The organism is Pseudomonas sp. SJZ131 (assembly GCF_007828705.1).
GTDB lineage: Bacteria > Pseudomonadota > Gammaproteobacteria > Pseudomonadales > Pseudomonadaceae > Aquipseudomonas > Aquipseudomonas prosekii.
The window spans coordinates 430,176-444,639 of the sequence record NZ_VIVC01000001.1 but is presented as its reverse complement, the minus strand read 5'-3'; the positions used below and the strand labels follow the sequence as shown (position 1 = coordinate 444,639).

14 protein-coding genes and 1 pseudogene are annotated in these 14,464 nt (G+C 60.9%); 5 read left to right on the top strand and 10 right to left on the bottom strand.

Annotated elements, in window-relative coordinates:
* The first annotated feature begins 93 nt into the window (after positions 1–93).
* Positions 94–1,410, top strand: a complete 1,317-nt coding sequence (locus tag FBY12_RS01800; protein WP_256663275.1) for an MFS transporter — start codon at positions 94–96, stop codon at positions 1,408–1,410.
* A gap of 40 nt (positions 1,411–1,450) precedes the next feature.
* Positions 1,451–1,966: a GNAT family N-acetyltransferase gene (locus FBY12_RS01795; RefSeq protein WP_145250517.1), complete on the top strand. Its 516-nt coding sequence runs from the start codon at positions 1,451–1,453 to the stop codon at positions 1,964–1,966.
* Here the strand turns inward: FBY12_RS01795 and FBY12_RS01790 are convergent.
* Entirely contained in the window at positions 1,963–2,706 is a 744-nt protein-coding gene (locus tag FBY12_RS01790; protein WP_145250515.1) for an SDR family NAD(P)-dependent oxidoreductase, read from the bottom strand. The two genes, FBY12_RS01795 and FBY12_RS01790, sit on opposite strands and share 4 nt — an antisense overlap.
* A gap of 170 nt (positions 2,707–2,876) precedes the next feature.
* Between FBY12_RS01790 and FBY12_RS01785 the strand changes: the two genes are divergently transcribed.
* Together FBY12_RS01785 and FBY12_RS01780 are read left to right on the top strand one after the other, a co-directional pair.
* Complete coding sequence (locus FBY12_RS01785; RefSeq protein WP_178111706.1) at positions 2,877–3,770, top strand: AraC family transcriptional regulator; 894 nt, start codon at positions 2,877–2,879, stop codon at positions 3,768–3,770.
* A gap of 29 nt (positions 3,771–3,799) precedes the next feature.
* A complete protein-coding gene (locus FBY12_RS01780; protein WP_145250512.1) occupies positions 3,800–5,206 on the top strand; it encodes a M15 family metallopeptidase in 1,407 nt (468 codons plus the stop codon).
* Between the two features lie 6 nt (positions 5,207–5,212).
* On the opposite strand, the gene FBY12_RS01775 is transcribed toward FBY12_RS01780, so the two are convergent.
* The 7 genes from FBY12_RS01775 to ggt form a co-directional block, all read right to left on the bottom strand.
* Positions 5,213–6,658 carry a SulP family inorganic anion transporter gene (locus FBY12_RS01775; protein ID WP_145250509.1) on the bottom strand — a complete coding sequence of 482 codons (1,446 nt, stop codon included), beginning with the start codon at positions 6,656–6,658 and terminating at the stop codon, positions 5,213–5,215.
* Positions 6,659–6,824: 166 nt separating this feature from the next.
* Positions 6,825–7,016 (bottom strand): antitoxin, encoded by a 192-nt coding sequence (locus tag FBY12_RS27745; protein ID WP_145250505.1) that lies wholly within the window; start codon positions 7,014–7,016, stop codon positions 6,825–6,827.
* Between the two features lie 176 nt (positions 7,017–7,192).
* Positions 7,193–7,651, bottom strand: a complete 459-nt coding sequence (locus FBY12_RS01765) for an N-acetyltransferase (protein ID WP_145250502.1) — start codon at positions 7,649–7,651, stop codon at positions 7,193–7,195.
* 116 nt (positions 7,652–7,767) lie between these two features.
* Entirely contained in the window at positions 7,768–8,136 is a 369-nt protein-coding gene (locus FBY12_RS01760; RefSeq protein WP_121733637.1) for a DUF6124 family protein, read from the bottom strand.
* Between the two features lie 669 nt (positions 8,137–8,805).
* Positions 8,806–9,426 (bottom strand): flagellar biosynthesis protein, encoded by a 621-nt coding sequence (locus FBY12_RS01755; protein ID WP_145250499.1) that lies wholly within the window; start codon positions 9,424–9,426, stop codon positions 8,806–8,808.
* A gap of 135 nt (positions 9,427–9,561) precedes the next feature.
* On the bottom strand, positions 9,562–10,095 hold the full coding sequence (locus FBY12_RS01750) for a cysteine hydrolase family protein (protein ID WP_145250496.1): 534 nt from the start codon (positions 10,093–10,095) through the stop codon (positions 9,562–9,564).
* Positions 10,096–10,175: 80 nt separating this feature from the next.
* Positions 10,176–11,903: a gamma-glutamyltransferase gene (ggt, locus tag FBY12_RS01745; RefSeq protein ID WP_145250493.1), complete on the bottom strand. Its 1,728-nt coding sequence runs from the start codon at positions 11,901–11,903 to the stop codon at positions 10,176–10,178.
* A 150-nt stretch (positions 11,904–12,053) separates the two neighbouring features.
* On the opposite strand from ggt, the gene FBY12_RS01740 reads away from it, so the two are divergent.
* Entirely contained in the window at positions 12,054–12,569 is a 516-nt protein-coding gene (locus tag FBY12_RS01740; protein WP_145250490.1) for a methylated-DNA--[protein]-cysteine S-methyltransferase, read from the top strand.
* Between the two features lie 143 nt (positions 12,570–12,712).
* Here FBY12_RS01740 and FBY12_RS01735 read toward each other — a convergent pair whose 3' ends face one another.
* Both FBY12_RS01735 and FBY12_RS01730 read right to left on the bottom strand, forming a co-directional pair.
* The gene (locus FBY12_RS01735; RefSeq protein ID WP_121733641.1) at positions 12,713–13,306 is read right to left on the bottom strand and encodes an NUDIX domain-containing protein; all 594 of its coding nucleotides are present in this window, start codon (positions 13,304–13,306) and stop codon (positions 12,713–12,715) included.
* An 81-nt stretch (positions 13,307–13,387) separates the two neighbouring features.
* A pseudogene (locus tag FBY12_RS01730) lies at positions 13,388–14,449 on the bottom strand (chitinase); the annotation flags it as partial.
* Positions 14,450–14,464: the final 15 nt, after the last annotated feature.

Below are 14,464 nucleotides of genomic sequence, written 5' to 3'. Positions count from 1 at the left end.
CCGTGCCCGGCCCATGACTACCCGATGACTCAATTCTCCAAAGACCTGCCGACCGAACGCCCCGACACACTCACCTCGCGAGAGCTGCGCGGGTTGGTGGCAATCCTCGTGGCGATTGCCCTCGCAACCCTCGACACCGCCATCGCCAACACCGCGTTGCCAACCATCGCCGCTGACCTCAATGCTTCGCCCGCCGCCTCGGTGTGGATCATCAACGCCTACCAACTGGCCGCCGTGGCGACGCTGCTGCCGTTCGCGGCGCTGGGCGGGATCGTCGGCCATCGCAAGGTATTCCTCGGCGGGATCATCGTGTTTGTCGCCTCTTCAGCGTTGTGCGCGCTGGCATGGTCGCTGCCGACGTTGACCCTCGCGCGGGTGCTGCAAGGCATCGGCGCCGCCGCGATCATGAGCGTTAACGCGGCGCTGATCAGCCTGATTTTCCCGCCGCAACGCATCGGTCGCGGCTTGGGTTTGAATGCGCTGGTGGTCGGCACCTGCTTCGCTGCCGGGCCGACTATCGCCTCGCTGGTGCTGTCGGTGGCGACGTGGCCCTGGCTGTTTGCGATCAATGTGCCGCTGGGGCTGTTTGCGCTGGCATTCGCCTGGAGCTCGCTGCCGAGCAGCCAACCCACCGCCCTGGCGTTCAACGCGCTGACCGCGCTGCTCAACGTCATCACCTTCGGCGCGTTGATTTTCGCCCTGAGCCAGGCTGCGCAACTCGGTTCGACCAGCAGCGTGGTGATCGCTCTCGTCGTCGCGGTGATCGCAGGAGCGTTGCTGTTGCGCCGCGAGGCCGGGCATCCGGCGCCGATGTTTCCGCTGGATTTGCTCAAGCGACCAATGTTCGCTTTGTCGGCGCTGACCGCGTTCTGCGCGTTTGCGACCCAGGGATTGGCGTTCGTCTCACTGCCGTTCTTTTTCGAAACCACGCTGGGTCGCGACCCGATCCAGACCGGTTTTCTGATGACGCCCTGGTCGATTGTCGTCGCGCTCATCGCGCCAATGGCCGGGCGCCTGTCCGACACCTACCCGCCCGGCTTGCTCGGCGGCATCGGCCTGGCCATTCTCAGCGCCGGCATGCTCTCGTTCGCATTGCTGCCGAGCGACCCCAGCGCCACCGGCATCATCATTCGCATGATCATTTGCGGCATCGGTTTCGGCTTCTTCCAGGCCCCCAATCAGAAAGCCCTGATGACCAGCGCCCCTCGCGAACGTGCCAGCGGAGCCAGCGGCACTATCGCCATGGCCCGCCTGATCGGCCAAGCCACCGGCGCCGCACTGGTCGCCCTGAGTTTCGGGCTGTCCGGCAAACACGGCCCGGTGCTGGCGCTGAGCATTGGTGCGGGGTTTGCGGCGGTCGGGAGCGTCGCGAGTGGTTTGCGGTTGGTGGCGCGGGGGGCGGTGAATTGATGCCATTGCGCAAAGCCATTCTTTTCAGGAACTAACCTCCATGACGCGAACTACCGAGCGCCTGATTTTACGGCCACCCACCGCCGACGACCTGCCACGCCTGTTCGCGATTTACGGCGACCCCGCGACCAATCAGTTCAACCCTGCCGGGCCGTTGACCGGGCTTCATCAGGCGCAAAACCTGCTGCACGGCTGGCTCACGCACTGGCGTGATCACGGCTATGGGCAATGGGCGATTGCCAGCCGTGAGGCGCCGGATCGAGTGATTGGTTTCGGCGGTATCGCGCTGTACAACTACCTCACCGAGCCGCGTTTGAACCTCGGTTATCGCTTTGCGACCGACGCATGGGGCAAGGGTTTTGCCACCGAGTTGGGACGTGCGGCGCTGGAATTTGCCTTCGCCGAGCTCGACGCCGAGCAGGTGTTTGCGCTGGTGCGGCCCAATCATCAGGCGTCCATCGGCGTGTTGGAGAAGCTCGGCATGCAGCGTATCGAGCTGCTGGATGATGTGCCGGGGCAGGCGCAAAGTCTGGTCTATCGGGCGGGTCGGCCCTAGATCATGTAGCCGCCGGACACGTCGATGCTCTGCGCGTTGATCCAGCCACTGTCGTCCGACAGCAGCGTGGCGATGACGCGCGCGACGTCGTCCACTTCGCCGACTCGACCGAGTGCGGTTTGCCCGGCCAGAAGCGCTTCGAATTCGTCGTTGAGGCCGCCGCCCAGTTCGGTGCGAATCGCGCCGGGGGAAACCGCGTTGGCGCGGATGCGCCGGTCGCCGAATTCCTTGGCCATGTAGCGTGACAGCACTTCGAGCCCACCCTTGGCGGCGGCGTAAGGGGCGACGCCGGCGGTGGCCACGCGAGTGGTGGCGCTGGTCAGGTTGACGATGCTTGCGCCCTCTTCCAGCAGCGGCAACAGCGCCTGGGTCAGGAAGAACGGGCCTTTGAGGTGGACGTTCATCAGGCCATCGAATTGCGCCTCGCTGACGGTTTCAATCGGGTTGAACAGTCCGTGGCCGGCATTGTTGACGAGGCCGTGCAGGGTGGTTTTCTGCCACGTTGTTTGCAGCGCCTGTTTAACCGTCTTGGCAAACCCGCCGAACGTGCCGACATCGCTCACGTTCAATTCCAGCGCCAGCGCTTGGCCGCCGTCGGCGTTGATTTGCGCGACAACTGACTGCGCCGCTTGCGGATTGCTCTTGTACGTGAGGATCACGCCCATGCCGCGTTGTGCACACAATTGCGCGGTGGCGGCGCCGATGCCGCGGCTGCCGCCGGTGATGAGAATGATGTTCATGGGTTGCTCCGATGTGGATTGGGAGTGGATTGGGGGGGATCAGGGGTGAATGAGATGAGCCACCACGGTAGCGATTGAACGGTTGGCGAGCGCAGCCGTTTCTACTCGAAAACTGCCTGTTTCTGCTTTTTGCTTGCGCAGTCGTTTGGCATGAGATCAGATGTCGCCCCATGAACAGTCAACTAGATGAGCTTCGATCCTTGGCCGCCAAGGCTGAAAACCGCCGCACCGCGACCGGTATTCCGCGCGTGGCGATGGTTCAGGGCGCGATCCCGGAACACCATTTGGCGGCGGTTTACGACCCGATGATCAACCTGATCCTGCAGGGCAGTAAATCGATGACCGTCGGCGACCGCACGTTGCGCTACGACCCGGCGACGTACTTTGTGATGTCCATCGAACTGCCCGCCGTGGGTCAGGTGCACCCGGCGGCGACCGGCGAACCTTATCTGGCGGTCAGCCTGACGCTCGACCCGAGCGTGATCGCCAATCTGCTGGCCGACCTTCCGCCGACTGCCGGTGGTCAGGAAAAGGACTGCGGTTTCTCGGTGGCGGCGGTCACGCCCGAGCTGATGGACGCCTGGGTGCGCATGTTGCGCTTGATGCAGCGGCCGGCGGACATTGCCGCGCTGGCTCCGGCGTATGAACGCGAGATTCTTTACCGTGTGTTGCAGGGCCCGCACGGCGGAATGCTGCGCGAGATCGCCGCGCCGGATTCGGCAATGGCCCGCGTGAGCCTGGCGATTCAGTGGATTCGCCGCGACTTCAACGCGCCGCTGCGGGTCGAGGCGCTGGCGCAGAAAGCGGCCATGAGCGTGTCGGCGTTTCATCGGCATTTCAAAGCCGTGACCAACTTCAGCCCGTTGCAATACCAAAAGCGTGTGCGGCTGCTGCACGCGCGAACGCTGCTGGTAGCCAACGCCCACAGCGTCACCAGCGCGGCGCTGGACGTCGGTTACGAAAGCGCCACCCAATTCAGTCGCGACTATGCTCGGGTATTCGGGTTGCCACCGGCGCGAGACGCCGCGCGGATCATGGCCAATGTCCGAGGTGCGCCGCGTTGAACATCATCACTACCCACCGGAGGCAATGGATGCCCACTTTGCACAAGACAATCGCCGCCCTGTGCCTGATCGCGCCGTGCCTGGCCGGCGCCGAAACGCGGCCCGAACACATGGTGTACGTGCGCTCGATCGACCCAAGCATCGAGCAGGATATTCGCTACGCCACGGCGCACAACTTCACCGGTCACGCGCTCGACGGTTACGAGGCGCCCGAGTGCCTGTTGGCCGAAGACGCGGCCAAAGCACTGGCCCGCGTGCAAAGCACGTTGCGCGCGCAAGGCTACGGTTTGAAAGTGTTCGATTGCTATCGCCCGAGCCGCGCCGTCGCCGACATGGGCCGATTCGCGACGTTGCCGGGCGACCCGAGCAAAGCCGAATTCTATCCGCGCGTGAACAAAAAGGACTTCTGGAAACTGGGATATGTGGCGCGGGTGTCGGGCCATTCCAAGGGCAGCACCGTCGATCTGACCTTGACCGGCCCGGGCGCCCTGCCCGCCGCCGTCGGCATGCCGGGGGCGAAGCAGGTCGATTGCACCGCGCCCTACGGCCAGCGCTGGCAGGATGGCGGGCTCGACATGGGCAGCGGTTTTGATTGTTTCGACGAACGCGCGCACACCGCCGACTCGGCGATCAGCGCGACCGCCAAAGCCAATCGCCTGCGGCTCACCGCAGCCATGGAAAAAGAAGGTTTTGTCGGTTATTCGAAGGAATGGTGGCACTTCAGCTACAACGGCAATCCAGCGTTAACAGAGGTGATGAATTTCCCCATCACGCCGTTGGCGCTGGAAAGCAGCCAACAATTGATCGTCGTCACCAGCAAAAACTGGACTGACATCCAGGGCACCGCGCAGCGCTACCAGCGCCACGGCAAAACCTTTGAGAAAACCGGCGAGCCGTTCGCCGTGGTGCTCGGCAAAAGCGGATTGGCCTGGGGCAAAGGGTTGACCGTGGTCGAGCGCCGCGCCGGACCGGTCAAACGCGAAGGCGACGGCAAGGCACCCGCCGGGATCTTCAAACTCGGCACCGCGTTCGGTTACGACAACCGCGCCGACACCCGCCTGCCCTACCTGCCGCTGAGCCCGACCGTGGAATGCGTCGACGACGGCAAGTCCGAGCGCTACAACCAGTTGGTCGATGGCGCGACGGTGAGCAAGGACTGGAACAGCTCGGAAACCATGCGCCGCAAGGACGACATGTACCGCAAAGGCATCTTCATCGAACACAACACCCCGGCCGCTGCGGGTGCCGGCTCGTGCATTTTCTTCCACATCTGGCGTGCGCCGGACTCGGGAACGTTGGGCTGTACCGCGATGGAGCCGGCGAACATCCAGCAACTGTTCGCTTGGTTGGACCCGCGTCAGCAGCCGTTGTTGATTCAGTTGCCGGAGGCGGAATATGCGCAGTTGCGGGAGAGTTGGGGTCTACCGCAACGTTGAACGCCGTCAGTCGTGCCGCACACCCGCGCGTTTGAGCATCTGCTTGCAACGCTCCGACAAGTGAAACACCCGCAAATGTTTGCCGGCCTTGTCGTAGCGTTCGCGCAAGGTCTTCAGCGCAGCAATGGCCGAATAATCGACGAAGCTCAGGTGACGGCAATCTAGCGTCACATGCGCCGGGTCGTTGGCCGGGTCGAACTGGTTGAGAAACGGCGCGGTCGAGGCGAAAAACAAGGTGCCGTGCACGCGATAGAGTTTGCTGCCGTCGTTCTCGACATACGTGTCGGCGTACAACTCACGGGCCTGCTGCCAGGCGAAGTTGAGCGCGGCGATGATGATGCCGCAGAGCACGGCGGTGGCGAGGTCGGTGAACACGGTGATGGTGGTCACGGCGATGATCACCAGCACATCGTTGAGCGGCACTTTGTTGATGACCCGCAACGACGCCCAGGCAAAGGTTTGTTGCGAAACCACGAACATCACGCCGACCAGCGCGGCCAGCGGAATACGCTCGATCAGCGGTGACAGGAACAACACGAACAGCAAAATCATCACCCCGGCGATCACCCCCGACAGCCGACCGCGACCACCGGAACTGAGGTTGATCACGGTCTGGCCGATCATCGCGCAACCGCCCATGCCACCGAACACGCCCGAAACCATATTCGCCGCGCCCAGCGCCACGCACTCGCGGTCCGGGTAGCCACGGCTCTCGGTGATTTCGTCGGTGAGGTTCAGCGTGAGCAACGTTTCCAGCAGGCCGACCAGCGCCATCAAAATCGCGTAAGGCGCGACGATGCGCAGGGTTTCGAGGGTCCACGGAAGGTCCGGCAACGCCAAGGTCGGCAAGCCGCCGGCAATGTGCGCCATGTCGCCCAATGTGCGGGTCGGCAGCCCGAGCAGGTACACCGCCAGGCCAACACCGAGAATCGCCACCAGCGCCGGCGGCACTGCACGTGTCAGGCGCGGCAGTACATAGACGATGGCCATGGTCAGCGCGACCAGGCCGATCATCAAGTACAGCGGCGAACCGCTGAGCCAATTCTCACCACTCTTGAAATGCTCCAGTTGCGCCAGCGCAATGATAATCGCCAGGCCGTTGACGAACCCGAGCATCACCGGATGCGGCACCATGCGCACCAGTTTGCCCAGCCGCAACAGCCCGAACGCCATCATGATCAACCCGCCGAGCAACACCGTCGCCAGCAAATACTGCACGCCGTGCTGCACCACCAACGCAACAATCACCACCGCCATCGACCCCGCCGCGCCAGACACCATGCCCGGCCGTCCGCCGAACAACGCGGTCAACGTGCAAATGATGAAAGCGCCGTAAAGGCCCATCAACGGATTGAGGTGCGCGACCAGCGCGAACGCAATGCATTCGGGCAGCAACGCAAAAGAAGTAGTGAGCCCGGCCAAGGCATCGGCGCGCAGACGTTGTGGTTTCATGACTTACCTGAAGAACGGGCCGGAGAAGCTGGCCGCTGGGAGTTGCGGGAAAAGAGGGTTGCGGATGTTACGGAATTGACGGCGGTTGGGCCAGTGGTTGGTTGGAGCCGGAAGCTAAGTCAGACGTTACATAGCGCCCTCGCGGAACTTCCCTTCGGGCTGCCATTCAACCAGCACCCCGCTTGCAGCGCTTTGATTCGATAAGTGCTCGCATTTCTGTCATCACCTGATCGTGCGGGACGTTCGGACGGGGATCATTCAGCGAAGCTTGGACTTTGATACTCAGCCATCGGTTGTAGCTGGCCGCCTGCGTTCCAGTGTCTGACTCCCACGCGGTATAGCGAGGTTCGGCGCTCATATCGCTGCTTCGGAATCGAGTTCAGGACGTTTGCTGAGTTCTTCGAGCATGACAACCTCTGGTAACTGACGGGAGATTGCCACGGTAAACCTCTTGCTTCCGACGGCCAACCGACACGGGTTGTCGGAGATTTCGTCAACTTTGCCGAAGATGCTTAAACGTTGTAGGACGCGCGTTTAAGAGGTCTTCAAATCCAGGCAATAGGTGTAATAGCCGGTGTCGCGCACGTAGCCGAGCGATTCATACAAACGTTGGGCGACAACGTTGTCTGTCGCGGTTTCCAGCACCAGGCCTTTTGCGCCAGTGGACAGGGCGAAGTCGCGGGCGGTGTTCATCAGCAAGGTGCCAACTCCGCGGCCACGGGCGGTGGGGTCGGTGAAGAGGTCGCTGAGCAGCCAGGTGCGGAACGCGTCGATGGAGGAAAACGATGGGTAGAGCTGGACGAAACCCAGCGCCTCGGCGTTTTCGTCGAGGGCGAGGAAGATCGCCGACTCATTCTGCGCAAGGCGTTCGGCGATGAAATCCTGGGATCGTTGCAGGTTAGTGGGTTGGCCGTAGAAACCTCGGTAAGCGTCGAACAGTCTGGCGACTTGGGCGAGGTGGCTGGCGTCGGCGCGTTGCGCGTGGAGGGCCATGGTGATGTTCCCGTGCAGATTGAGGAAAAATCAGCATAGCTGGCGGCCGGCAAGCTGTTGCGAGGTGATTTTGCGCAAGTGAGAGGCGCGATGCCTCTCACTTGGGTGCCGGGTGATTAGCCGGGCTTGTGGTTGTCCAGTACGCGATTGACCGCTAGCTCGCCCATCGTGATGACCCGTTGCAGCACCAGCAATGTTTGCCGTCGCGGGTTGTCGGCCAGGCCGACAAGGTCGTTGACGATGCTGCTGGCGGACGCCAGCGCGTCGCATGCATCGACGAGTAAGGTCTCGTCGTCCGCCGCTGGGTCGATGGCAAAAATGTTGCTGGGTTTGCAGGGCGCTATCTGCGCTTTCGTCGCCCCGGGGTTCAGATAGATCTTGAGCGCGCGGTCGGCGGCCACTTTGATTTTTTCGGGGTCGAGATCAAAAGTGGCGTCGTAGGGTACTGGATCGGTGTGCGGTGGATTCGGGGTTACTTTGAACATGGATGGAGCCTCTAATTTTCGAAAATCAAGGAGCCGCCATTTCGCTACCAAACGAAGGGTGGCGGGCATACGTGGGTTGGTAGACCGGTCGAAAATTAGAAACCCGGCGCTCACAAGGAGCCCCACGCATGCCCACCTTATAAAGCTGAGTTCCGAGAAAGGACTGCATAAGGTGTTACATGTCGAATTTCGAAGCGGGCTACCAAACCCGATCACTGTTTTGCAGTGACCGGGAAACGATATAGCCCGCTCGAAAGACCCACAAGCCGGCGGATTCTGTCTTAGCTGTAGGCAAAGGCACAAGTTTTTGTAGCCTTCAGGACGTTACAGCGGGTGTCGTTAAACGCCCATCGTTAAACATGTTTATTGCGGGTTGCCAGATCGGACGCCATCGCGAGCAAGCTCGCTCCCACAGGGGTTGGTGCCAGTCTCAAATTACCCACTGCACGTGCATTCCAGAGGGCAAAGCATTCTCCAAGTTGGAACATCCACCTGTGGCGAGCGAGCTTGCTCGCGTTGGGTTGCGCAGCAGCCCCCAACAATGGGCCTGCTGCGCAGTCCAGCGCGAGCAAGCTCGCTCGCCGCAGAGGGATTCGGCGGGTCTTGGGTTTTGACATTCCAATGAAAACGGGCGCCTTGCGGGCGCCCGTTTTCGTTTAACACCTGGCTTTACAGATTTTTAGCCATCGTATCCGTGATGGCTTTCAGCGCTTGTTCGGTGCTTTCTTTCCAATCGTTATCAGTCACGGCTTGCACGCCTTCGCGGTTCTGGCCGTGGATTTCGATGGGGGCTGCCGAAGTGCCGGTGTCGACTTTCAGGTGCACTTTGTTGTTCACGCCGACGGTCAGGAAGCCTGGCGACATCCATGACCAGAATTCGATGACGTGCACGGTGATCGCTTGGGTGTCGACGGTTTTTTCGCTGCTTGGCACCACGCGATAACCGGCCTGGCCGTAAGCGGTGGCGATGCTTTTGGCGATCAGGTCGCTGACTTTGGTGCCTTCTGGCAGCAATACGTCGCCCAGGCCCATGCCGTAGCCGTTGCGTTTACGGGCGATGGCGCGTTCGGTGATGCTTTTGTCGGTGATTTCGCCTTCTTTGAGCGACGGAATTTCCGGGACTTGCGGCTTGAGTTCGAAGCGGCGCTCGTCCAGCACGCTGATGAAGACTTTCTGGCCGTTACCGTTGGCGACGGCAGGCGTGGCAACGTCCACGACCGAGCGACTGGTGGCGCAGCCAAACAATGCGGTGGTTGCGAGCAGCAGGCAGGCGAGTTTCAGGTGTTTCATGACGACTCCGTTCAGTGTGATCAGTCCACGAACTGGCAGGCAAAGCGGTTTTGCCTCCAGCGCGACCACAAGGAATCGGCCGCGTGGCGACATTCATGAGTCGCCACGGGTGTTTTTTTGATAAAAATCCGCGCTTCAGACGCGGATTTTGGCGCTCGGCAGCACGTCGATTCGCGCGACCGGGCCGGTCAGGCGCTCGAGGTCGGCGTTGTGTTCGGCGATGATGTCTTCGGCGGCAAGGTTGCCGTTGTCGACGGTCGAATGCGCATCGGCGGCGAGGACCACGTCGTAGCCAAGTTTCAACGCCTGACGCACGGTGGCGTTGACGCAGTAGTCGGTCTGCAGGCCGCAGATGATCAACCGGTCAGCGCCTTGGTCTTGGAGTAAGGCTTGCAGATGCGTCTGGTAAAACGAATCATGGGTGGTTTTGCGCACCCGCAGGTCGTGCTCGGAAGTGCTCAGGGTTTGCGCCAGTTGCCAGCCTTCGGAGCCGTGTTGCAGCAAATCACCCTTCTCTTCGTGCTGAATCAGGATTACCGGGATTCCGGCATCGCGCGCCTTCGCACTGAGATTATTGATGTTGTCGATGACGCGTTCGATGTCGAAGCATTGGTATTTGCCGGTGCACAAAGCGTGCTGTACGTCGATGATCAGCAGTGCGGTGGTCATGAGGGTCCTTCCTTGATAGTCGGCAATACAGGGGACGGAAACAAATCGTGCGGAAATAAATCCGTCCCCTTTTTACGCTGTCAGTAACCCAACGACAACCCGGTATTGCGGCGCGGATCGTTGGCGCCGTAATAACGGTTTTTACCCACCGGTTTGCCGTCCAGCGACGGCGCGCCGACGAGGATGGCCGCGAGGTGATTGGCGTCCTGCGGCCCGGCGAATTTGTGGCCCCAGCTTTCGAGCATTTTCACCGTGTCGGGGCTGGTGGTGAACGCCTCAAGGTTGGTCTCTTCGGGCAGCCACTGTTGATGGAAACGCGGCGCATCGACGGCTTCCTGGATGTTCATCCCGTAGTCGATCACGTTGAGGATGGTCAGCAACGTCGCGGTGATGATCCGACTGCCGCCGGGCGTGCCGACCACCATCACCACTTTGCCGTCCTTGGTGACAATGGTCGGGCTCATCGACGACAGCGGCGCTTTGCCCGGCGCGATGGCGTTGGCCTCGCCCTGCACCAGCCCGTACATGTTCGGCACGCCGATTTTCGAGGTGAAGTCGTCCATTTCGTCGTTGAGGATGACCCCGGTTTTGCTGGCCATGACGCCTGCGCCGAACCAGTCGTTGAGGGTGTAGGTCATCGACACCGCGTTGCCCCACTTATCGACGATCGAGAAGTGCGTGGTGTTGCTGCCCTCGTGCGGCGCGACGCCGGGTTTGATCTCGCGGGAGACGCCAGCCTTTTGCGGATCGATGGCGGCGCGCAGTTTGGTTGCGTAGTTTTTGTCGAGCAGGTGGTCGATCGGATTTTTCACGAAATCCGGGTCGCCGAGGTAGCTGTTGCGGTCGACGTAGGCGTGGCGCATCGCTTCGATCTGATAATGCATGCCCTGCGCCGAGTGGTAACCGAGGTCTTTCATCGGGTAGCCGTCGAGGATGTTCATGATCTGGCAGATCACTACCCCGCCGGAGCTTGGCGGTGGCGCCGAAACGACGTGATAACCGCGATAGTCGCATTCCACCGGCGCCAGTTCGCGGGTCTTGTATTTGTCGAGGTCGGCCTGGGTGATGATGCCTTTGTTGGCTTGGCTGGAGGTGACGATGGCGTCGGCCACCCAGCCTTTATAGAAGCCATCGGCGCCCTTCTCGGAAATCTCGCGGAGGGTTTTGCCGAGGTCTTTCTGCACCAGTTTCTGCCCGACCTGCATCGGCTCGCCGTTGCTGAGGAAGATCGAACCGGAATCGCGCATGTCCTTCTTGAACACGTCGGTGGCGGTTTCCAGCAGATCGACGTCGCCCTGCTCCAGGACGAAGCCTTCTTCGGCGAACTTGATTGCCGGGGCGATCAGTTCCTTGCGCGGTTTGCTCCCGTATTTGCTCAGCGCCAGCTCCATGCCGGACACGGTGCCAGGCACGCCAACGGCCAAGTGACCACGGGTGCTGAGTTCGGGTACGACGTTGCCGTCCTTGTCCAGATACATGTTTGCGGTGGCGGCCAGTGGCGCTTTTTCGCGGAAGTCGAGGAAGGTCTTGCGCCCGTCCGCCAGTTGGATGGTCATGAAACCACCGCCACCCAGGTTACCCGCTGCGGGATAGACCACCGCCAGCGCGTAGGCCACCGCGACGGCGGCGTCGACGGCATTGCCGCCATTTTTCAGTTGATCGACACCAACGTGAGTGGCCAAGTGTTGCGCCGTGACCACCATGCCATTTTCGGCGGCAACCGGGGCCACGGAAGCGGCGTAAGCACTGAGGCAGCTGAGCGCCAAGGAGGTCGCAATCAGCGATTTGGCTAAAGGTTCGAACTTCATGATTCGGTCTCTTTTTGTTTTTCTGGCTCTGTCCAAAAACAGAGGGAGCGCTGCAAGAGCAGTAGCCAGTATGGCTGGGATTGCGGTTTGCGCCTCCCCGGCGAGGCAGTATGCTGGCGCTCTTTGCAGCCGTTTTCGGGGTTCGCCGGCATGAGCTACACCTTCACCACCATGGCTTCACCGGTCGGCGAGTTGAAGCTGGTCGCGAACGGTTCGAGACTGGCGGCCATCCTCTGGGAAAACGACAAACCGAATCGTGTGCGGCTGGGGGCAATGACCGAGTCGGCAGAAGCACCGATCCTGCTATTGGCGGTTGCACAACTGGAGGAATATTTCGCGGGCAGTCGGCGCCGGTTCGAGCTGGATCTGGATTTCACCGGGACCGAGTTTCAGAAACGTGTCTGGCAGGCGCTGCTGACCATTCCGTTTGGAGAAACGCGCAGTTACAGCGAGATCGCCCGGCAGATCGGCAGTCCCAGCGCGGTGCGGGCGGTGGGTGCGGCGAATGGCAAGAATCCGCTTTCGATCGTCGCGCCGTGTCATCGGGTGATCGGCATGTCAGGTAAGTTGACCGGGTTTGCCGGAGGGCTGGCGGCGAAGGAGCGGTTGTTGCGGCTTGAGGGCTGCGACTGGGCGGGGGCTGGGCGCACGGGTGAGTTGTTTTGAGATGAGGCTTTTGCACATCCTCAGTCATGCCACAAAACCTGTAGGAGCGAGCCTGCTCGCGATAGCGGCGCGCCAGTCACCATCAATTCTGGATGTGAAGACCTCTTCGCGAGCAGGCTCACTCCTACAGGAGTGCGGTGGTATCAAGGGCTGGTGAACATGTTTTTCATCGCCGCGTATTGCAGCAGCATGATGGTTTTCGCGTCGCAGATTTCGCCGCGATAGAACGCTTCGAGTGCTTCGTCGAATGTCCATTCCAGCACTTCCAGTTCTTCGGTCTCTTCCTCCAGACCGCCGCCGTCGCTGACTTTGGCCGCAGCGTCATATTCGGCGATGAAGAAGTGCAGCTTTTCCGTCACCGATCCCGGGCTCATGTAGGCCTCGAAAACTTTCTGCACATGGTGCACGCGGTAGCCGGTTTCTTCTTCCGCTTCGGCGCGAATCCGCTCTTCCGGCGCCGCGCCGTCGAGCAAACCGGCTGCCACTTCAATCAGCAGACCGTCGTGACCGTTAACGAACACCGGCAACCTGAACTGCCGCGTCAGCACCACGGTTTTTTTCTCGCGGTTGAACAGCAGAATCGCCACGCCGTTGCCCCGGTCGTAGACCTCCCGAGTCTGACGCTGCCAGTCGCCGTTGTTGCGCTGGTAGTCGAACGTGATTTTCTTCAACAGGTACCAATCGTGGGACAACACCTGGGTTTCGATGAGGTTGACCCGCTCGGCTGTGTTCACCATCACGACATATCCTTCAAATCCAAAGAGCGCCATGGTAGGCGAAAATCAAAAAGCCCGGCATCGCTGCCGGGCTTCTTTTTACTGCTGGCTCGCCACTTCAGGTGCCGCGCCTTGTTCGTCGTGTACGGACAGACGCTTGCCGCTGATCAACGGCCCGTAACGACGGCTGAACTCCCAGTTGTACGGCACGTGGTCCTTGTTGACGCCGTTGTCCCAGTTCACTGACCAGGTCATCAGCCCCTTGATCGACAGGCCTTTGCCGTCGAGGCGCTTGAAGGCGTTCACCACCGCTGCCGGGTCAATCACATAACCGGTGGCCGCTGCGTCGACGTTGGCCGGCAGGCCGATGACGAACTTGTCCGCAGGGATGCGGGTGAAGCCGCGCGTACCGCTGACCAGGCTTTCAGTCAGGTAAAACAGAAAGTCCTCTTTCATCGCGTCGTTGTTCTGGGCGATCCACGCGCCATTGCCATTGTTGGCTTCCTGAACCCAGATGCCGTCGCCGCCCTGGTTGTAATACTGCGGCGCGACAAAGTCGTAATAACCTTCGAGAGCCTGCAGGTAACCGACGTATTTGCCGCTGGTGGTCAGGTACGGGAACTCCGGCGCCATGCTGATGATGAAGTGTTTACCCTCACCGGCGTAATGGTCCTTGACCAGTTTCAGCGCGGCCGGCAGGACTGTCTTGTTGTCGGCGAAATCAATCGCGCTCTGTTCAAGATCGATGTCCAGGCCATCGAAGCCGTAGGTTTCCACCAGCCTGATGATTTCATTGGCCAGCGGTTGTTCGTTGCCCTTGTGCAACTCGATATGCGCGTCGGCGCCACCAAGGGAAATCAGCACCGCCCTGCCCTGGCTGTTCAGCACGCCGACCTGACGGCGAAACTCGGCGTCGCTCAGGTTGTACGGCTTGAAGGTCGGGATACCGTTGCCCTTCATGAATGCCACAGCGACCACGTTGTATTCCATGGGCACATCCTGCAGCGCAATGTTGGCGAACTGGCCACGTTGGTAGCCGTCACTCGGGCCGGCCGGCCAGTTGTGCCAGAAACCCATCAGGATCTTTTTGCCGGCAATGCTCGGCATCAACGAAGCGGCGTCGCTCAGTTGCGATTTCATTAACGTAAAGTCGATATCAGACATGTTCTATTCCTTCAG

Bases quoted from the DNA above. Each gene is read 5' to 3' on its own strand.
- FBY12_RS01795 (WP_145250517.1), top strand. From the start codon at position 1,451: ATGACGCGAACTACCGAGCGCCTGATTTTACGGCCACCCACCGCCGAC.
- FBY12_RS01790 (WP_145250515.1), bottom strand. From the start codon at position 2,706: ATGAACATCATTCTCATCACCGGCGGCAGCCGCGGCATCGGCGCCGCC.
- FBY12_RS01785 (WP_178111706.1), top strand. From the start codon at position 2,877: ATGAACAGTCAACTAGATGAGCTTCGATCCTTGGCCGCCAAGGCTGAA.
- FBY12_RS01780 (WP_145250512.1), top strand. From the start codon at position 3,800: ATGCCCACTTTGCACAAGACAATCGCCGCCCTGTGCCTGATCGCGCCG.
- FBY12_RS01775 (WP_145250509.1), bottom strand. From the start codon at position 6,658: ATGAAACCACAACGTCTGCGCGCCGATGCCTTGGCCGGGCTCACTACT.
- FBY12_RS27745 (WP_145250505.1), bottom strand. From the start codon at position 7,016: ATGAGCGCCGAACCTCGCTATACCGCGTGGGAGTCAGACACTGGAACG.
- FBY12_RS01765 (WP_145250502.1), bottom strand. From the start codon at position 7,651: ATGGCCCTCCACGCGCAACGCGCCGACGCCAGCCACCTCGCCCAAGTC.
- FBY12_RS01760 (WP_121733637.1), bottom strand. From the start codon at position 8,136: ATGTTCAAAGTAACCCCGAATCCACCGCACACCGATCCAGTACCCTAC.
- FBY12_RS01755 (WP_145250499.1), bottom strand. From the start codon at position 9,426: ATGAAACACCTGAAACTCGCCTGCCTGCTGCTCGCAACCACCGCATTG.
- FBY12_RS01750 (WP_145250496.1), bottom strand. From the start codon at position 10,095: ATGACCACCGCACTGCTGATCATCGACGTACAGCACGCTTTGTGCACC.
- ggt (WP_145250493.1), bottom strand. From the start codon at position 11,903: ATGAAGTTCGAACCTTTAGCCAAATCGCTGATTGCGACCTCCTTGGCG.
- FBY12_RS01740 (WP_145250490.1), top strand. From the start codon at position 12,054: ATGAGCTACACCTTCACCACCATGGCTTCACCGGTCGGCGAGTTGAAG.
- FBY12_RS01735 (WP_121733641.1), bottom strand. From the start codon at position 13,306: ATGGTGAACACAGCCGAGCGGGTCAACCTCATCGAAACCCAGGTGTTG.